The 18,395-nt window shown below is 73.6% G+C and carries 15 protein-coding genes; 5 read left to right on the forward strand and 10 right to left on the reverse strand.

Annotation, left to right across the window (positions count from 1 at the left end; genetic code table 11):
• Positions 1–90: 90 nt before the first annotated feature.
• Entirely contained in the window at positions 91–876 is a 786-nt protein-coding gene (locus tag RAN62_RS07160; protein WP_305783677.1) for a hypothetical protein, read from the forward strand.
• 10 nt (positions 877–886) lie between these two features.
• Here RAN62_RS07160 and RAN62_RS07165 read toward each other — a convergent pair whose 3' ends face one another.
• Complete coding sequence (locus RAN62_RS07165) at positions 887–1,843, reverse strand: helix-turn-helix transcriptional regulator (protein ID WP_305783678.1); 957 nt, start codon at positions 1,841–1,843, stop codon at positions 887–889.
• 82 nt (positions 1,844–1,925) lie between these two features.
• On the opposite strand from RAN62_RS07165, the gene RAN62_RS07170 reads away from it, so the two are divergent.
• Positions 1,926–2,291, forward strand: a complete 366-nt coding sequence (locus RAN62_RS07170; RefSeq protein WP_305783679.1) for a VOC family protein — start codon at positions 1,926–1,928, stop codon at positions 2,289–2,291.
• On the opposite strand, the gene RAN62_RS07175 is transcribed toward RAN62_RS07170, so the two are convergent.
• Positions 2,288–2,824, reverse strand: a complete 537-nt coding sequence (locus RAN62_RS07175; protein WP_305783680.1) for a hypothetical protein — start codon at positions 2,822–2,824, stop codon at positions 2,288–2,290. The two genes, RAN62_RS07170 and RAN62_RS07175, sit on opposite strands and share 4 nt — an antisense overlap.
• A 104-nt stretch (positions 2,825–2,928) precedes the next feature.
• Here RAN62_RS07175 and RAN62_RS07180 point away from each other — a divergent pair, with 104 nt between their 5' ends.
• Positions 2,929–3,744 (forward strand): L,D-transpeptidase, encoded by an 816-nt coding sequence (locus tag RAN62_RS07180; RefSeq protein ID WP_305783681.1) that lies wholly within the window; start codon positions 2,929–2,931, stop codon positions 3,742–3,744.
• 10 nt (positions 3,745–3,754) lie between these two features.
• Here the strand turns inward: RAN62_RS07180 and RAN62_RS07185 are convergent, their stop codons facing one another.
• The 6 genes from RAN62_RS07185 to RAN62_RS07210 form a co-directional block, all read right to left on the reverse strand.
• Entirely contained in the window at positions 3,755–5,050 is a 1,296-nt protein-coding gene (locus tag RAN62_RS07185; RefSeq protein WP_305783682.1) for a LuxR family transcriptional regulator, read from the reverse strand.
• Between the two features lie 187 nt (positions 5,051–5,237).
• Positions 5,238–6,893: an MDR family MFS transporter gene (locus tag RAN62_RS07190; RefSeq protein ID WP_305783683.1), complete on the reverse strand. Its 1,656-nt coding sequence runs from the start codon at positions 6,891–6,893 to the stop codon at positions 5,238–5,240.
• Positions 6,894–6,899: 6 nt separating this feature from the next.
• Positions 6,900–8,213: a cytochrome P450 gene (locus RAN62_RS07195; protein WP_305783684.1), complete on the reverse strand. Its 1,314-nt coding sequence runs from the start codon at positions 8,211–8,213 to the stop codon at positions 6,900–6,902.
• 34 nt (positions 8,214–8,247) lie between these two features.
• A complete protein-coding gene (locus RAN62_RS07200) occupies positions 8,248–9,660 on the reverse strand; it encodes an MmgE/PrpD family protein (protein WP_305783685.1) in 1,413 nt (470 codons plus the stop codon).
• The gene (locus tag RAN62_RS07205) at positions 9,657–10,469 is read right to left on the reverse strand and encodes a cyclase family protein (RefSeq protein ID WP_305783686.1); all 813 of its coding nucleotides are present in this window, start codon (positions 10,467–10,469) and stop codon (positions 9,657–9,659) included. The genes RAN62_RS07200 and RAN62_RS07205 overlap by 4 nt, the downstream gene beginning before the upstream one ends.
• A 28-nt stretch (positions 10,470–10,497) precedes the next feature.
• A complete protein-coding gene (locus RAN62_RS07210) occupies positions 10,498–11,271 on the reverse strand; it encodes a thioesterase II family protein (RefSeq protein WP_305783687.1) in 774 nt (257 codons plus the stop codon).
• A 499-nt stretch (positions 11,272–11,770) separates the two neighbouring features.
• Here RAN62_RS07210 and RAN62_RS07215 point away from each other — a divergent pair, with 499 nt between their 5' ends.
• Together RAN62_RS07215 and RAN62_RS07220 are read left to right on the forward strand one after the other, a co-directional pair.
• Positions 11,771–14,554: a LuxR C-terminal-related transcriptional regulator gene (locus RAN62_RS07215; protein ID WP_305783688.1), complete on the forward strand. Its 2,784-nt coding sequence runs from the start codon at positions 11,771–11,773 to the stop codon at positions 14,552–14,554.
• A gap of 17 nt (positions 14,555–14,571) precedes the next feature.
• On the forward strand, positions 14,572–16,089 hold the full coding sequence (locus tag RAN62_RS07220) for a CoA transferase (protein WP_305783689.1): 1,518 nt from the start codon (positions 14,572–14,574) through the stop codon (positions 16,087–16,089).
• Here RAN62_RS07220 and RAN62_RS07225 read toward each other — a convergent pair.
• Positions 16,064–17,053, reverse strand: a complete 990-nt coding sequence (locus RAN62_RS07225; RefSeq protein WP_305783690.1) for a 3-oxoacyl-ACP synthase III family protein — start codon at positions 17,051–17,053, stop codon at positions 16,064–16,066. The genes RAN62_RS07220 and RAN62_RS07225 overlap by 26 nt on opposite strands.
• On the reverse strand, positions 17,050–18,384 hold the full coding sequence (gene ccrA / locus RAN62_RS07230; RefSeq protein ID WP_305783691.1) for a crotonyl-CoA carboxylase/reductase: 1,335 nt from the start codon (positions 18,382–18,384) through the stop codon (positions 17,050–17,052). Before ccrA ends, RAN62_RS07225 begins: the two co-directional genes overlap by 4 nt.
• Positions 18,385–18,395 lie beyond the last annotated feature (11 nt).

The following is an 18,395-nucleotide window of genomic DNA, read 5'->3' on the forward strand; positions in this document are numbered from 1 at the left end:
GGCCCGGCCCGACGACCCGCGCCTGCTCCGGACGCCCGGCCACTTATTGGACGGTGATCGACATTGCTCGGCGTACTCATCATGGCAGTCGTGCCGACGCCTGCCAGACGTAGCTTCGCCGTGCTCCTCGCCCTCTTCTTTCTGCTGTCCGCCACCGCGTGCTCCGACGACCCCTCCGTCCACCCCGAGGTAGATTTCAAGCCGGCCCTGCTCCCCGTCAAGTTCACGATCGGGCCGAACGGCGTCGATGTCTCCGGCGAGAGCACGATCGTCACGCCCGTCGGCCTCTTCTCGATCAACGCGAAGTACAGCCTGCCGGACCGGCCGCAGAACGCGATCTACGTCGTGATCCGAGACCGGACGCGGAATCGGGGTGTCGACGACATCTACCTGGTCAACTATGGCGGCGGCGCGCTGCGGGCGGTGGTGGACGGCCGCACCGAGATCCAGGTCGAGGACGGCCGGGTGACCATCGACGTGACCAGCGGCAGAATCAGGACCATCCAGCTCAGCCGGACGCCGGCCGCCGCGTCCGCCGCCGGGCCGAACGCCGTGGAGTCGTGGTGGCATAACGGCGCCCGCAAGTGGGATGCCGGCTGGGACCGGTCGCTCTACAAGCCCTTCGCGCTGACCCGCCTGGCCTACGACGACTCGACGCTGAACAAGTGGTACGGCCTGGGCTTTCTCTGGTTCCTGGCCCGGCTGGCCGTCACCCTGCTGGTGATCCCGCTCGACGTGGTGTTGAGCGTCGTGTTCTTGCTGGCGCAGGGCTCGTACTACTTCTGGGGCCCGACGGGGCAGAACATCATCTACGGGGTGGGCCTGCTGGCAGTCCTCGCCCTCGGCGCCATGGCCTGGGTGAGCATCCGCGCATGACCACGGCGAGTCAGTGATGGTTGCGGGCGACGGCCTGGGCCAGGTCGCGGACCAGGGCGCGGGCGACCGGCGGCGCGAGCACCTCGAGGTGGTCGGCGAACTGCAGGAGCTGGCGGACGCCCTCCAGTTGCTCGTACGCGACGGTGATCAGCACGCGGCCCGGGGCATCGGGGGCGGTGGTGCGCAGGCGGCTGCCCAGGATGCGGCGGGCCAGGTCGAGGCGGTCGGCGGCCAGCCGGGCGGTGATGACGACCTCGCCGGGCTGGTCGAGGCGGTGGCCCAGGTCGCGGGCGACCGCGTCGAGGGTCGCGCCCTCGCGGAGCCGGCGCGGCTCGGGCAGCGGTTGCCACGAGAGCAGGCGGCTCAGGGCGAAGAGGCGGGGCGTGCCCGCCACGTCGGCGACCAGGTACCAGCGGTCCGCGCGTAGCAGCAGTCCGTACGGATCCGTGTCCAGAAGCGCGGCGTCCGCCTCCCCGCTGCGCCGGTAGTGGATCCGCAGCCGGACGCCTTGGCGCAGGTCGGCGGCGAGGCCGGATACGTCGGAGGTTGCCTCGGATACGAGCCAGCCCCGGCTGTCGACGGTGACCACATCGGCCAGCGCCAGCGGCGGGCCGCCGCGCGAGCTACCGGGCGGGCGGCGGGGCTTGAGCTTGCCCAGGGCGCCACGGGCGGCCGCCGCCGCGCCGAGCTGGGCGGCCCGGTCGAGGTCGACGCCCACGGCGCGCAGGACGTCGGCTTCGCCGGCGGTGAGCTTGCCGAGGTCGACCTGGCCGCCGGGCAGCAGGCTGATGCCGCCGTAGCGGCCGCGCTCGGTCACGATCGGCAGGTCGGCGTCGACCAGCGTGCGGATGTCACGCAACACCGTGCGCACGCTCACGCCGAACTCCGCCGCCAGGCTCTCGGCCGACGTCCGGCGGCGGCTCTGCAGGGCGGCCAGGATGCCGATCAGGCGTTGCGGGCGGCTCATCCGATCACTCCCGAGCAACTTCCTGGAAGCGCCGGCGACTTCCTGACAGATTCTGTCAGATTATGCCGCCAAAGTGGCACCCATGACCAAGCCCAACCTTTTCCTCGTGTACGTGACCGATGTCGACCGCGCGACCGCCTTCTACCGCGACCTCTTCGCGATGGAACCGGCCATGGTCACCCCCCGCTACGTGCCGTTCGAGGTCGCGCCCGGCGTCCTCTTCGCCCTGTGGAGCGGCCGCGCCGACCAGCTCGACCCCGCCACGCCGCGCACGTCCGAGGTCGGCCTGATGCTCCCCGGCACGGCCGAAGCCGTCGACCAGCTCCACCAGGACTGGGTGGCGAGAGGCGTCGCCGTGGTCGAGGAGCCGCACGACGAGGTCTTCGGCCGCACGTTCGTCGTCGCCGATCCCGACGGCAACTTGATCCGGGTGTCACCCCTCGACTAATGCATGGGTGAGGCCGTGCACTGCGCGTCGGCGCGCTCGATCAGCAGGTCCTCGGCCGTCGGGAAGCGGCGGTGCAGCGCGGCCACGGCGTGCTGGTACGCCAGCCGGTCGTACGGCTTCTCCTCGAGCCGCGTCACCGTGGCCCCCACCGCGCGGGCGAAGCCGGCCGGCCAGCGCACCCGGTGGACCGCCCGCACCACCCGGGTGTCGAGGTCGGCGAGGGTGATCCGTACGCCCCGGCCGGCGTCGACGCCCGGCGTGCCCTCCTCGGCGGCGATCAGGTGCGGGTGGTACGCCACCTGCGCCCACGGCAGCACCGGCCCGAGCCGATAGAGCAGCACCCCGGTGTCGGCGCCGTCGATCCACGCGAACTGGGTCGGCGCCGTGGTCACCGCCTGCACCTCCAGCTCGTGCGGGCGCTTCAGCGCGATGAGCAGCTCCACCGGCGCCCCCATGACCATGGTCAGGGCCGGGCCCTCCGCGAGCCTGACGTCGGGATCCAGCCGGCTGCCCGTCTCGATGGTCGTGTGCACAGCCCCAGAATATCGGCGGACATGCCGTTCATTGGGTGTTATGGGCGAACTGCGCATACCGTAGGAAAGTGGACCCGAAAGGCATAAAGCGAGCAGTCCTCGTCATGGTCGCCCTGATGGCGGGCTGCACACCTGCCCCCGAGGCGCCTCCCGTCGTCACACCGACACCCTCGGAGAGCTTCCCGGCCGCCGCGCCGGCCCCGCGAGGGCTGCCGACGATCACCTACTTCAGGGCGCCGGCCGGCTTCCCCCGGGACACCGGAACCCTGGACACGACCGCCGTGCGGGGCGGGCTCCGGGCGTACCGGAAACTGGTGGTCTATGACGCCGTGGGCGGACGGCCGCGCGCGTACCTCCCGGCCTCGATCGGCGGGATGCCGGTGACCGTGCCGATCGTGCGGCGCCACCGGGGCTGGGTCGCGGTGCTGCTGCCGACGCTCAACCGGCGCCTCGGCTGGCTGCCGCACGGCGGCTGGCGTCCGCGGACGCTCGATGACCAGCTGATCCTGGATCCCCGCGCGCACCGGCTCACCTGGCTGCACGACGGGCGGCCGCACCGCCGGTGGACGGTGGCCGTCGGGTCGCGGCGCACGCCCACCCCGCCCGGCCGCACCTTCGTGCTGGGCCGGACCGCCACGAGCGGCGCGGTCTACGGCGGCGTCGACGCCCTGGCCCTGGGCGCGGTCCCGGACCGGCCTGATGCCGTGGCGCCCGGGCTGCGCGACGGTCACACCGGGATCCACGCGTGGACCGATCCGGGCGCGTTCGGCCGCAGCATCTCTAACGGCTGCATTCGCATGCCGGTGTCCGCCCAGCGCGAGTTGCTGCACCACATCGATCCCGGCACCATGGTCCACGTCATCGCGACGAACGGAAAAGGGCACGGAGGAGTGACGGAAATAATGCGCCGGAAACAATGACCGGAAATGGTCAGACGGCGTCGCGCTGATCGGCGGTGAGATTGCCCCACGCCCCGGCCAGTTCGACCCGGGACGACACCTCGAGCTTGCGGAAGATCTTCTTGAGGTGGAACGCCACCGTGTGGCCGGAGATGTAGAGGCTCTGGCCCACCTGGTCGTTGGTGAGCCCCTGACTGACCAGGTCGGCGACGGAGAACTCGGTGTCGGTCAGGAAGCCGACCCGGTGCCCGTTGCGCCGCACCGGGCGCAGCGCGCGGCCGGACCGCACACCGAGGTCGCGCAGCTTGCTCGTCACCCGGGCCAGGTCGCGGGGCGCGCCGGCCTCGCCGTAGCGGGTGGCCGCCTGCCGCAGCTGGGCGACGGCCGCATCGCGCCCGCCGCGCTGCCGCGAGATCAGCGCCGCCTGGTCCTCGGCGGCCGACGCCCCGGCCCAGCGGTCGAGGTGCAGCGCGGCGGCCGCGCGCAGCTTCTCCGGGCTCTTCTCGGCCAGCCCCTCGGCGTGCAGCGCGGCCGCGTGCAGGGAGCGGAACCCCCAGGACTCGCGCGCGATGGTGCCGGCGCGTTCCGCGCACCGCGCGGCGAGCTCTTCGTTGCCCGCGCCGCGGGCGACCCGGACCAGCCAGGCGGCGGCCGCGGGCTGGGCGGCCAGCAGTTCCGGGCCGAGCCGGTCGTCGACGATCAGGCGCTCGGCCAGGTGAGCGGCGCTGGCCGGGCCGGTGGCCGCCTCCACGACCAGGGCGGACGCCCAGGCGCTCTGGCCGGGCACGTAGGCGGTGCGGCCGATGAGGGCGTCGTCGCCGAGCAGCCGGGCGTACTGCAGCGCGGCGACCATGTCGGACTGCCGTACGGCGTTGACGGCCAGCACCGCGTGCAGGTTGGGCAGCAGGGCGTAGGCGCCGGACCGCTCGGCCACCTCCATGCCGACGGTCGCCCGCACGACCGCCTCGGCGGTCTCCCCGGAGGCGAGCGCGAACTCGGCCCGGGCCACCGCCCAGGCGGCATCGACGTCGTCGGACGCCTGGTCGTCGGCGGCGACCAGGAGGCGCGCCGCCCCGGCCAGCTCGCGCACCCGGATCAGCAGCAGCGCGTGCCACGCCTCGGCGAACGGCGCGCACTGGCCGTCGCAGCCGTTCCCGGCCGCCTCGGCGGCGAGGCCGAGGCCGGTCCGGACCGCGCCGGTGAGCCAGGCGGACACCGACAGCGCCAGCCGGCAGTCGCGGATCTCCCCCGCCAGCAGGGCCCGCGTGAACGGGTCGGACGGGCTGCCGAGAAGGGAGGACCGTACCTGGCACCGGCTTGACTTCATACGCCCATCGACCTCTCGCCCAGCGGACAAATTGCGAAGCAACGACTCAATGCTTCGCGCGGCCGGATCGATCGGCATGAGTAGTTTGACTCCATCTGGAGAGTCATGTGATCTTCCGCACAAATGATGGTAAGAGTGCTGACGAATTGCCGACAAAGAATGCGCGTGAACACGAAATGACGAGGAGTTATTGCCGGGCCGCTTCCTGCAGCCCGGACTCGCCCCGCAGCGGCACCGGCGGCCAGCTGAGCAGCAGGAGCAGTCCGGCCAGGGCGACGGCGGCCGCGGCGAGGAAGACGATGCCCATCGCGTCGGCGAAGGCCCGCTCGAAGGGGCGGCGCACCACGGCGGGCAGGGCCTGCAACACGTCGCTGTCGTGGACGACGACGTCGGTGGCCGCGGCGGTGTCCCGCTCGCGCAGGGCGACGGCGACCGTACGCGCATCGGGGTCGGCCGAGGTCGCCGCGACCTGCACCACCGCCGCCCGGAAGTCCGCCTCACCGCTGACCGCCGCCACCCGCCGCTCGACCGCCGCCGGGGTGCACACGAAGAACAGCGTCAGGAAGAACGCCAGCCCGAGCGTGCCGCCGAGCTGCCGGAAGAAGGTGACCGCCCCGGTCGACACGCCCATGTCCCGGGCCGGCAGCACGTTCTGCACCGCGAGCGTGAGCGGCTGGTTGAACATCCCGACGCCGAACCCGAGGACCAGGGCGACCAGCTCGAAGGGCCACGACGCGTCGCCGGTGAGGAAGTAAAGCCCGGCCAGGCTCGCCACCGTCAGCACCCCGCCGGTCACCGCCTGCCCGCGATAGCGGCCGGTGCGCACGATCAGCTGCCCGGAGCACAGGGCGCCCACGATCGCGCCCAGCATCGTCGGCAGCAGCCGGAACCCGGCCTCCATGGGGCCCATCCCGTGCGACACCTGGAAGAACTGGGGAATGATGCTGATGACGCCGACCATGACCGTGCCGACGACGAACGCGACCAGCGTGCCCTTGACGAACGATCGGTTCGCGAAGACGCGCAGCGGCAGGAAGGCGCGCTCCCCGGCGATCTTGCCCGACCACACGTACGCGGCGGTGCTGACCGCGAAGACGGCGAAGCACCCGAGCGACGCGGCCGAGCCCCAGCCCCAGGCGCGGCCGAGCTCGGCGACGATCAGCAGCGGGGCGACGCCGGCGACGAGCAGGACGCCGCCGGCCCAGTCCACGCGTACGCCCCCCGCCCGCACCCGGTCGAAGGTGAGCACCCGCACGACGACCGCCAGCGTCGCCACGCTCAGCGGCACGTTGATCAGGAACACCCAGCGCCAGCCGGTGATCCCCAGGATGCTCGGCGCGCCGGCCAGGATCCCGCCGACCAGCGGGCCGAGCAGGTTGGCGCCGGTGAACACGGCCAGGAACCAGCCCTGGTACCGGGCCCGCTGCCGGGGCGCCACGATGTCCCCGAGGATCGTGAACGCCAGCGAGAACAGGCCGCCGGCGCCGATGCCCTGCACGCCCCGGAAGACGGCCAGCTGATAGATCGACGTGGCGCAGGCGCAGGCCAGCGAGCCGACCGCGAAGATGCTGACCGCGGCGACGTAGCAGGGCTTGCGGCCGTACAGGTCGGACAGCTTGCCGAACAGCGGGGTGACGATCGTCGAGGTGGCCAGGTAGGCGGTGGTGACCCAGGCCAGCAGCTCGAAGTGGTGGAAGTGGTCGGCGATGGTCCGGATCGAGGTGGCGACGATCGTCTGGTCCAGGGCGCTCAGCGCGACGCCCATGAGCAGGCCGCACAGCACGACGAGGATCTGCCGGTGGGTCAGGCCGGCGTCGTCCGCGGGCCGCTGGGGGTCGGGCATCGCGCCTCAGCGCACCGGGGTGGGCGCGAGGGTGGCGGTCAGCCGGTTGAAGCCGCGCAGGTTGCGGGTCGGCTTGCGCTCGCCCGCGTCGACCAGCGCCAGGTCCGGGAAGCGGTCGTAGAGCGCCCGGAATCCGACCTCGCCCTCCATCTTGGCCAGCGCCGCGCCCAGGCAGTAGTGGATGCCGCTGGAGAAGGCCAGGTGCTTGCCGGCGTTGGCCCGGGTGACGTCGAAGGTGGCCGGGTCGGCGAAGACGTGCGGGTCCCGGTTGGCCGCGCCGAGCATGACCACCACGATCTCCCCGGCCACCAGGTCGGCCCCGGCGATCGTGGTGTCGCGCAGCGCCCGCCGCGAGATGCGCTGCACCGGCGACTCGATGCGCAGCATCTCGTCGACGGCGTTGGGCCACAGCTCGGGCCGCTCGGCCAGCACCGCGCGCTGGTCGGGGTGCTGCTCGAGCAGGGCGATGCCGTTGGCCATGAGGTTGACCGTGGTCTCCAGCCCGGCGGCGAGCACGAGCATCGTGGTGGCCAGCAGCTCCGCCTCGGTCAGCCGCCGCCCGTCGGCGTCGGTCGAGTTGACCAGGTCGGACATGATGTCCTGGCCGGGGTGGCGGCGCAGGTGGTCGAAGTGCCCGCGCAGCCAGTCCAGCAGCGCGTCGATGCGGCGCTGGTCGGCCAGGAACTGCCGCCGGGACATGCCCGGATCCAGCGGGCTGGCCGCGGCGTCGCTCCAGTCCAGGAACTGCTCGCTCATGTCGGTGGGCGCCCCGAGCATCTCGCAGATGACGACCGAGGGCAGTTGCGACGCGTACGCCCGGACGATGTCGACCGGCTCGCGCAGGTCACGCGCCGCGATGTCGTCGAGCAGCGCCGCGGCGACCTCCTCGGTGCGCACCCGTAGCGCGTTGACCGCCTTGGCGCTGAACGCGCGCACGACCAGTTTGCGATAGCGGGTGTGGTACGGCGGGTCCACGGCGACCATCGACGGCGGCTCGAACACGCTGCGGGCGGCGCTCGGGGCCGACGCGGTCAGGATGCGCCGGATCGGGCCCGGCGCCCCGCCGAAGGTCGCGGCGCCCATCGCGTCGGAGCGCAGCACCTCGACGGCCACGTCGTGGCGCACGGTCATCTTGCTGCCCAGCCCGCCGACGAACGGGTCGTCGGAGCGCATGGCGTCGTAGTGCGCGTACGGGTTCAGCCGCACCGCCGGGTCGGTCATGCGCCGCGTGGCGGGGTTGCCCTTGGCGGCCTGCCGGCGCATGGCCAGCCTGATCAGCCCGTGGGTGAGCATCCACCGCGCCGAGTCCGGAAGGTACACGATCGTCTCCCCTGCTTCGTTGGCTCGCCGTGGGTCAGGCCCGCGCGCGCACCAGATCGGTGATCGCCGCCGGCCGGCTGTCCGAGCTGAGTCGCAGGACGAGCCCGGCCAGGGCGGTGGCGGTGGCGTCGTCGACGGCCCGGGCCGCGTTCATGCGGAACTTGGTGGTCAGCTCGTGCGCGCTGAGCGGGTTCTCCGGGCCGCCCCGGTTGTGGCTCACTCGTTCGCGCAGCACTTCCCCGCCGCTGAGCCGCACGGTGAGCACGGCCGGGAACTGGTGCGGGAAGATCCGCGTACATTCCGCGTCCGCCTCCGGGGTGACCAGGGCGGCCAGCGCCAGCCGGGCCGGGTCGGCGACCGCGGCGTCGGTGAAGTCCTCGTGCGACAGTCCGAGCCCGCCACCACGGCCCAGCAGCGCGGCGGCCACCGTGTACGGGCCGCTGAACGCGCCGTGGTAGCCCGACAGCGGCCGCCGCTTGTCCGCCAGCGGCTCGGCGATCGTGCGCAGCACCGGCTCGGGCACGCCCAGCGTGATGCCGGTGATCGTGGCCGGGTCCAGCCCCGCCCCGCGCAGCCGCAGCGCCGCGTCCACCCCGGCGTGGGTGAAGTGGTTGCAGGGGTAGGGCTTGACGAACAGGCGGTCGCTCTCCCACCGCTCGCCGAGCCCGCCGGTGACCGCGCCGATGTCGAAGCGGTCGCCGCAGAAGGCGCGCAGCAGCCCGAAGCGGCCCTCGAGCACGGTGGGCGGGCCGGTCAGCCCGTGCCGGGCCAGGGTGGCGGCGACCACGCCGGCGTGCGCGGCCCAGCCGCAGTGCACCCGCTTGACCGTGCCGCCGGTCCGGTTGGCCTCGATGACGCCCGAGCCCATGCTCGACGCGATGCCGATCGCCGAGGTGAGCTGGTCGGCGGTCAGCCCGGCGAGCATCCCGGCGGCGACCGCGGCGCCGACCGTGCCGCAGATCGCGGTGGCGTGCTGCCCCCGGTCGAAGAAGATCGAGTTCGCGTGTTCCCGGTCGTAGGCCGCCATGCCCAGCCGGCAGGTCACCTCGACCCCCACGGCGACGGCGTCGAGGAAGGCGGGCCCGGAGACGTCGTCCTGCTCCGCGACGGCCAGCGCGGCCGGGACCACGGCGGCCGAGGGGTGCAGCACCGAGGGCAGGTGCGTGTCGTCGAAATCGAGGGAGTGCCCGAGCGTGCCGTTGACCAGCGCGGCCGAGGGCGCGGGGAGCCGGGTGGCCGAGCCGATCGCCGTGGCCACCGGATGACCGCCCCACTCGCCCACGGTCGCGGCGACCACCTCGGCCGGGCGTTCGGACAGCGCGGCGAGGCAGATGCCCAGCAGGTCCAGCACCCGCCCGGCGACCTCGTCGCGGCGGGCGGTGCTCAGGCCGTCCTTGGCGACCCGGGCCGCGAGGGCGCCGAGCTGTTCGGCGGGCGTCGCGCTCATGCGCTCACCACCGCGAGGGGGCGGATCGGCGAGCCCGTGCCGCCGACGATGCGCAGCGGCGCCACCACGATGGCGAACGCGGTCAGTCCCGCGGCGGCCGCGTCCTCCAGGTTGAGGTGCTCCATGATGTGGATGCCGTGCTCGACCAGCAGCAGCCGGTGCACCGGCAGGGTCCGGTGGCCCTCGCCCGGGGGGATCCGCTCGTACGCGGTCGTGTCGGCGCCCGTGGCCACGATCTCGTGCGCCGCCAGCCAGGCGGCCGCGTCCTCGCCGATGCCGGGTACGCCGCTCGCCCGCCCCAGATACGTCCCGGCGTCCGCGAAGTGGGTCGCCCAGCCGGTGCGCACCACGACGACACCGCCCGGTTCCGGGGCCGCCCCGGCCCGCTCGGCGGCGTCCTCGAGGTCGCGCCGGGTCACCTCGTAGCCGGGGTCGAGCACCTTCACCCCCCGGGTGCCCGCGACGTCGAGCAGCACCGCCCGGGTGATCAGGGGCGGGATCAGCTCGGCGCCCAGCTCGGAGAACGCGCCGCCGCGCTGGGCCGCCTCGGCGTCCACGCCGCCGTGCAGCCGGCCGTCCTGGCTGACGTGCGCCAGCGCGTCGATGTGGGTGCCCACGTGCCCGCCGGTGACGATCACCTCGTTGCTGGCCGAGCCGCCGTCGGGCCGGACCTGGTCGCCGTGCCGGCGGGCCAGGGTCATCCGGAAGCCGGGATGGTTGGGCGAGCAGGGCATCCCGGTGAACAGGGGCTGGCCGAGCTCGATCGTGCGTACCCCGGCGGCCAGCGCGGCCAGCAAGGCGTCGGTCATGTGTCACCCCTGGGTCGTCGGACGTGCCTCAGCCGCGGGTCCGCGCCTGCACGGTGCTCAGCCGCCGGGCCAGCAGGTCGATGACGGCCGCGGCCCGCTCGACGAGGTAGAAGTGCCCTCCGGGGAACACCTTCAGCTCGGCCGGCCCGGTGGTGTGCTGCGCCCAGGCCCGGGCCTCGTCGACGGTGACCCGCGGATCGTCGTCGCCGACCAGCACGGTCACCGGGCAGTCGAGCCGCTCGGCCGGATCGTGGCGGTACTGCTCGATCGCCCGGTAGTCGCTGCGGATCGCCGGCAGGACCAGCGCCAGCACCTCGGGGTCGGCCAGCATGCCCTGGTGCGGCCCGCCGAGGCGGCGTAGCTCCGCCACGATCTGCGCGTCCGGGGACCGGTGCACGCTCTCGTCGCGGTGCCGGGAGGGGGCGCGGCGGCCGGAGACGAACAGGCGCGCCGGGGCGGGCAGCCCGGCCCGGGCCAGCCGGAGGGCGACCTCGTAGCCGAGCACGGCGCCCATGCTGTGCCCGAACAGCGCCAGCGGCCGGTCGTCGAGGTGGCGCAGGACGGCGAAGATCTCGTCGGCGTAGGCGCCGACCGAGTCGATGGCGGGCTCGTGGCGGCGGTCCTGGCGGCCCGGGTACTGCACGGCCATGACCTCGACGTCCGCGCCGAACGCGCGGGCCAGCGGGAAGAAGAAGCTCGCGGAGCCGCCGGCGTGCGGCAGGCAGACCAGCCGCACCGTGGCGCCCGGGGCCGGATGGAAAGTCCTCACCCATTTCTGGAAATGCTCGGGTGAGCTCTTCACGGCCATTCTTCTCCTCGGGCTCATTCCTTTTCCGGCACGCCGGGACATCGTGCCTGCCCGGGCCCGCCCGCCGCTATCCTCCGACCTGGTAGTCGCCGTCCCGGCCGCCCGGCGGCGTGCTGGATCACGCAAGACGGGACACAGTGGACTTTGATGGACTTCAAAGCCAGCACCCCTTGACATCCACAAATCAGCAGCTCACAGCGTTTTGCCGACGAGCGGAAAGGACGGACGTGCGCGGCACTCTGCCCTCGCGTGCCCTGCGCGGTGTGCACTTGTGGACCTTGCGCCTTCAACCGACGGCCGGTTAGGTTTGCGGTGTCGTCACATTTGTCGCGACCATTAACGACGGGTGGCGATTCGTAGTGGCGTCTTATCTCGCCGAGGGAGACACCGTTGTCAGCGTGTACTGGCGTGGCCCGGACGACGGCCGGCGGAGCCCCGCGATGAGCATCGGTGATCCCACGCACCAAGAGGACCCGGCATTCGCGGGAACGGCGTGAAAACGTTGCTCGAACCGCCGGCGGGCCCGCTGGTGGGGCAGGACGACGCACGGCGCGCCGTGAGCCATCTGCTCGGCGCCGGCGAGGGCGGCGCCCTCATGGTCTCGGGGCCGATCGGCAGCGGCAAGACCGCCGTGCTCGACCACGCGGTCGCCCTGGCCCAGGCGCGCGGCCTGACCGTCCTGCGCGTGACCGGCGCCGGCCCGGCCGGGCAGGCGCCCTGCTCCGGGCTGACCGATCTGCTCGACCTGCTGCTCGAGCTCGCCGCCGGCAGCCCCGCCCAGGAGAAGCGCGTCGCCGACATCGCCCGCCGCTGCCGGGACGGTGAGCGGGCCCGCATCCCCAAGCTGGCCAACGCCGTCCGGGCGGTGCTGCGGCACGCCCGCGCGGCCAGCCCGTTGATCGCCGTCGACGACGTGCACCGGATGGATCCGATCAGCACCCAGGTGCTGTGCGTGCTCGGCACCCGGCTCACCGGCACCGGAGCCCGGCTCATCGCCACGGTACGCACCACCACCGGCCGCACCGAGCTGCACGGCCTGCCCCTGCACCCGCTCGAGCCGCTGGACGAGACCGCCGCGCACACTTTGCTGCAGCGCCGCTTCCCCCAGCTGTCCGCCCGGGTGCGCCGGCAGATCGTCGGCGAGGCGGGCGGCAACCCGCTGGCCCTGCGCGAGCTGCCCCTGCCCCTGACCCGCACCCAACGGGAGGTCGCCGCGGCCCTGCCGACGATCCTGCCGCTGACCGAGCGGCTGCAGGAGCTCTACCGGCCCCAGGTCGAGGCGCTGCCGCCCGGGGCCCGGCACGTGCTGCTCGCCGCCGCTCTGGAAGGCACCGGTGACCTGACCGTGCTCGAAGCCTTCGCCGGGCCGGAGCTCGAAACCGCCCTGCGGCAGGCCGAGGACGCGCACCTGGCCGGAGTGGACGACACCGGCAGCCGGCTCGTCTTCCGCCACCCGCTGGCCCGAGCGACGGTGGTCGCGCTCGCCACGCCCGGTCAGCGGCGCTCGGCGCACCGGCGCCTGGCCGAGGCCCTGATCGACCGGCCCGAGCTGCACGCCTGGCACCTGTCCCAGTCGGTCATCGCCGCCGACAGCACCACCGCGGAGCTGCTGCACGACGCGGCGCTCAAGGCGATGAGCCGCGGGGCGGTCGTCAGCGCCGTGCGGCTGATGACCCGCTCGGCCGACCTCAGCGCCGACCCGCGCCGCCGGGCCCAGCGCCTCGGCTACGCCGCGACCATGAGCGCGGACGGCACGGGTGACCTCGACGCCGCCTCCCGGCTGGTGCGCAACGCCCGCGAGAACGACCCCGACTTCGACGACACCCTGCCGGCGATCGTGGCCGCGGCCACCACGTTCCTGCTCGGCGACGGCGACACCGACACCGCGGCCGGCCTGCTGGTCTCGGCGCTCGAAGCGCGTACCGCCGAGCAGGTCGAGAGCGTCATCCTGCTCAAGTCCGCGCTGTGGACGCTGCTGCGCGTGTGCCGGCTCAGCGGCCGCCCCGAGCTGTGGGACGTCTTCCTGCGGCTGGTCGGCAAGTACCGCACGCACCTGACCACCTTCGAGATCACGACGTGGCAGGCCGCCGCCGATCCCGCGCGCGCCGACGCCGCCCGCCTGGCGGTCGTCGACCGCAAGATCGCCTCGGCGATGACCGACAAGGACCCCAACAAGATCATCCGGCTGGCGGAGGCGTGCGCCCCGATCGACCGGCTCGGCGAGCTGCGGGCCGCCCTGTGGCGGGTGGCCGAGAACGGCCGCAACGGCCACCAGCCCACGACGCACGCCATCCGCGCGCTCAACTTCCTGTGCGCGGACGCGCTCGTGCACGGCCGCTGGTCCGACGTCGACTCGCTGAGCGCGGAGATAGCCCGCCTCTGCGAGGAGAACGGGCAGCGGGCCCTGTCCTGGCTCACCGAGGGCAGCGTCGCCGTCCTCGCCGCCCTGCGCGGCGACACCGAGCGGACCCGCACCCTGACCCGCGAGCTGGTCGCCTGGGCGGTGCCGCGCGATGCCCGGGTCATCCTGCTGCTCGCCGCGCACGCGCGCATGCTCGAAGCCCTCGGCGCCGCCGACTTCGAGGCGGCCTACCACTACGCGGCCGAGGCCGGGCTGCCCGACCCGGCCCTGCCGTCGTCGATCGAGCAGATGCAGATGTCCTTCGACGTCGTCCTGGCCACCGTCCACACCGGCCGTCAGCGCGAGGCCGAGCTCTGCGTCCGGGCGATGCAGGCCTCGGAGATGCCCTCGCTGTCACCCCGGCTCGCCCTGCAGACCGCCGCCTGCGCGGCCTTGGTGGCTCCCCGCGCCCGGGCCGCCCGCAGCTACGAGAGCGCTCTCGCTCTGCCCGGCGTCAACCGCCTGCCCTACGACCGGGCCCGCATCCAGCTCGCCTACGGTGAGCACCTGCGCCGCGTCCGCGCGACCAACGAGGCCCGGCGGCACCTGCGCACCGCGCTGACCGCGTTCCAGGACCTCGGCGCCCAGCCCTGGGCGGCCCGGGCCAAGGCCGAGCTGCGCGCTGCCGGCGACCGCGACACCGCCGCCGAGCCCGACGATCCGGCCGCGCTCACGCCGCAGGAGCTCGCGATCATCCGGCTCGCCGCCGACGGGCTGACCAACAAGCAGATCGGCCAGCGGCTGTTCCTGTCGCCGCGCACCGTGGGGAACCACCTCTACCGGGCCTATCCGAAGCTGGGCATCACCTCGCGGGCCAGCCTGCGCGACGCGCTCGCCGCCCTGCGGCTGGACCCCGCGGGCGCCTCCGCGTCCTGATCTGGAAGGACAGCACGATGACGGACCTGACCGGCCGGGTCGCGGACGCGGTGGCGCACCCCGCGGCCCACGACGGCTTCGACCCGCACGCCGCGCTGACCGAGGTGCTGGCCGGGCTCGGGATGAGCCCGGCCGACACCGGCGGGCGGATCGGCTTCGCCGGGGCCGACCCCGTGGTGCCCAGCACGCTGCGCCTGGGCGGGGCCTCGGCCATCGCCCTGGCCACCAAGGCGGCGGCGGTGGCCAAGCTGTGGCGGCTGCGCGGCGGCGAGGGCCAGGACATCGACGTCGACCTGCGGGTCACCCCGCACCGGCTGTGCCCCTTCTACGACGGGCGCTGGGAGAAGCTCAACGGGCACCTGCTCGGATCCCCGGCCAACGCGGGCAGCGCGGCGTTCGCGTTCGGGTTCTACCGCACCGCCGACGACCGCTGGGTGATGCCGCTCAACCCGTACCCGAAGATCAAGGTCGCCGCCCAGCGGCTGCTCGGCGTCCCGGACGACACCGACGCCGTGCGCGCCGCCGTCGCCCGCTGGAAGGGCCGCGAGCTGGAGGACGCGGCGGCCGAGGCGGGCTGCGTCATGCCGATGCTGCGCACCACCGCCGAGTTCCTCGACGAGCCGCACTACCGCGACCACCTGGCCCACCTGCCGCTGGTCAGCGTCGAGCGCATCGGCGACTCCGCGCCCGAGCCGCTGCCGCCGGGCGTCGCCGACCCGCTGACCGGCGTCCGTGCGCTCGGAATGGGTCACGTGATCGCCGGCGCCGGGGCCGGGCGGGCGCTGGCCCTGCACGGCGCGGACGTGCTCAACGTGTGGCACCCGATGCAGCTGGAGCACCCGGTCACCTATGCCACGGCCAACGTGGGCGTACGCTCCACCACCCTCAACCCCCGCGCGGCCGACGACCTGGCCGTCCTGCACGGGCTCCTGGCCGGCACCGACGTGTTCTACGCCAACCGGCGCCCCGGCCACCTCGCCCGCTTCGGGCTGGACGCGGAGCAGGCCGCCGCCCTGCGCCCCGGCATCGTGCACGTCACCGCCTCGCTCAACGGGCCGGCGGGGCCGTGGGCCGGACGCGTCGGCTTCGACCAGAGCGCGGGCAGCCTGACCGGGATGATGCACCTGGAGGGCGGGCTGGGCCCGACCGGCAGCAAGCCGTCCCTGCCGCCGATCCTGGTGGTCAACGACTACATCGTCGCCTGGCTGATGGCGGCGGGCGCGATCGAGGCCCTGTGCCGGCGGGCCGTGCACGGCGGCAGCTACCGGGTGCACGTGTCGCTGACCCGGACCGCGCTGTGGATCCTCGGGCTCGGCGTCTTCGACCGGGACTACGCCCATGCCACCGCCGGGCAGGGCCCCGAGCACGCCTACCACGACCCCGAGCTGTTCACCGCCGAGACGCCGCTCGGGCACTACCAGGGGGTGACCGAGCAGATCCGCATGTCCGCCACGCCGGGGCACTACCGCACCGTGCTGGTGCCCCGGGGCTCCGGCCGGCCCGAGTGGCTCAGACCGGCGCACCCCAGCGCATGAGCGAGGCGCCGATCGCCATGCCCCCGCCGAAGCCGGCCAGCAGCACCAGATCACCGTCGGCCAGCCGGCCCTCGCGTACGGCGTCGTCCAGGGCGACCGGCACGGAGGCGCTGCCCACGTTGCCGTAGCGCGAGACCGTCAGGTGTGTGTGCGCCGAGCCGAGCCCGCATCGCTCGGCCAGCTCGCCGAGGAGCACGCCGTTGGCCTGGTGCGGCACGAACACGTCCACCTCGCCGGGCGCCGCCCCGGCCCGCGCCAGCAGCTTGCCCAGCACCGGCGGCACCTGGTCCAGCACGAAGTCGCGGACGCCGCGGCCGTCCATCCGGAAGAAGTGCCCGCCCGACGCGAGAGTGGCCGGCGACGCCGGGGTGCGGCTGCCCCCGGCCGCCACGTGGATCAGCTCGCGGGCCTCCCCCATGCTGACCAGGTCGGTCTCCAGGATCCCGTACGGGCCGGGCACCTCCCCGAGCACCGCCGCGCCCGCCCCGTCCCCGAACAGCACCGCCGTCCGCCGGTCGGCGAAGTCGAGGATCCGCGAATAGACGTCGGCGGCCACCACGAGCGCCCTGGTGCCGGGGCGGGAGAGCAGCAGACCGCGCGCGAGTTCGAAGGCGTAGACAAAACCGGCGCACACGACGTTGACGTCGAGGCAGGCCGCGTTGCGGGCCCCGATCAGCTCCTGCACCACGTACGAGGTCGGGGGCTGGGGAAAGTCCCCGGTCGAGGTGGACACGATCAGGAAGTCGATGTCGCCCGCCTCGACGCCCGCGCGGGTCAGCGCCGCCGTCGCCGCCGCCGCGGCCAGGTCGGAGGTGGCCTGCCCGGGCAGCGCGTAGCGCCGGGTCTCGATCAGCGTCCGGCGGCTGATCCACGCGGCGTCGCAGTCCGGGATCCGGGCCGCCAGCTCCGCGTTGGTGACGATCCGGTCCGGCACGTACGAACCGGTGCCCAGGAAGCCGATCACGCCGGGACGCGGAACCGGTTGATGGCCGCCAGGTGCCGCTCGCGCAGCTCCCCGTCGCGGATCCCCAGCCCGTCGGCCGGGGCCAGCACCCGCACGCCGACCTTGCCCTGGTGCACGTTGCGGTGCAGGTCCAGGACCGCCTGGCCGGTCTGCTCGAGCGGGTACATGGTGGACACCGTCGGGTGGATCCGCCCCTTGGCGACCAGCCGGTTGGCCTCCCAGGCCTCGCGGTAGTTGGCGAAGTGCGTCCCGATCACCCGCTTGAGGTTCATCCACAGGTAGCGGTTGTCGAACTGGTGCTCGTAGCCGGAGGTCGACGCGCAGGTGACGATCGTGCCGCCGCGGCGGGCCACGTAGACCGAGGCACCGAAGGTCTCCCGGCCCGGATGCTCGAAGACGATGTCCGGGTCGTCGCCGCCCGTCAGCTCGCGGATCCGCGCACCGAAGCGCCGCCACTCCTTGGGATCCTGGGTGTGGTCGTCCTTCCAGAAGCGGTAGCCGTCCGCGCTGCGATCGATGACGTGCTCGGCCCCCATCGCCCGGCAGACCTCCGCCTTCTCCGGGCTCGACACGACACAGACCGGGATGGCCCCGCCGTTGAGCGCGTACTGGGTGGCGTAGGAGCCGAGACCGCCGGACGCGCCCCAGATGAGCACGGTGTCGCCCTGCTTCATGTCGGCGCCGTTGCGCGAGACCAGCTGCCGGTACGCGGTGGAGTTGACCAGCCCCGGCGACGCGGCCTCCTCCCAGCTCAGGTGGGCCGGCTTGGGCATCAGCTGGGTCGACTTGACCAGGGCGATCTCGGCCAGCCCGCCGAAGTTGGTCTCGAAGCCCCAGATCCGCTGCTCGCTGTCGAGCATCGCGTCGTTGTGCCCGTCCGGGCCCTCCATCTCCACGCTGAGGCAGTGCGCGACGACCTCGTCGCCCGGCTTCCAGGCGTGCACGCCGGGCCCGGTGCGCAGCACGACGCCGGACAGGTCCGAGCCGATGACGTGGTACGGCAGGTCGTGCCGCTTGGCCAGCGCGTTCGACCGGCCGTAGCGGCGCAGGAAGGTGAAGGTCGGGATCGGCTCGAAGATCGAGGTCCACACGGTGTTGTAGTTGATGGCGCTGGCCATCACCGCCACCAGGGCCTCGCCCGGGCCGAGCTCGGGGGTGGGCACGTCGTCGACGTGCAGGGACTTGCGCGGGTCGCGGTCGGCCAGCGCCATGCCCTCGAACATGCCGGTCTCGTCGTCGTGCACGGTCACGGCCCGGTAGAACTCGGGCACGGGCAGGCTCGCCGCCGCCGCGTAGTCCCCGTGCACGATCGCCTCGCGAATCTCGTCCATGGCTGACCTCA

This window comes from Symbioplanes lichenis (genome assembly GCF_030709675.1).
GTDB lineage: Bacteria > Actinomycetota > Actinomycetes > Mycobacteriales > Micromonosporaceae > Actinoplanes > Actinoplanes lichenis.

Coding starts and splice junctions, on each gene's coding strand:
- RAN62_RS07165 (WP_305783678.1), bottom strand. CDS start 1,843: ATGAGCCGCCCGCAACGCCTGATCGGCATCCTGGCCGCCCTGCAGAGC.
- RAN62_RS07170 (WP_305783679.1), top strand. CDS start 1,926: ATGACCAAGCCCAACCTTTTCCTCGTGTACGTGACCGATGTCGACCGC.
- RAN62_RS07180 (WP_305783681.1), top strand. CDS start 2,929: ATGGTCGCCCTGATGGCGGGCTGCACACCTGCCCCCGAGGCGCCTCCC.
- RAN62_RS07185 (WP_305783682.1), bottom strand. CDS start 5,050: ATGAAGTCAAGCCGGTGCCAGGTACGGTCCTCCCTTCTCGGCAGCCCG.
- RAN62_RS07190 (WP_305783683.1), bottom strand. CDS start 6,893: ATGCCCGACCCCCAGCGGCCCGCGGACGACGCCGGCCTGACCCACCGG.
- RAN62_RS07200 (WP_305783685.1), bottom strand. CDS start 9,660: ATGAGCGCGACGCCCGCCGAACAGCTCGGCGCCCTCGCGGCCCGGGTC.
- RAN62_RS07205 (WP_305783686.1), bottom strand. CDS start 10,469: ATGACCGACGCCTTGCTGGCCGCGCTGGCCGCCGGGGTACGCACGATC.
- RAN62_RS07220 (WP_305783689.1), top strand. CDS start 14,572: ATGACGGACCTGACCGGCCGGGTCGCGGACGCGGTGGCGCACCCCGCG.
- ccrA (WP_305783691.1), bottom strand. CDS start 18,384: ATGGACGAGATTCGCGAGGCGATCGTGCACGGGGACTACGCGGCGGCG.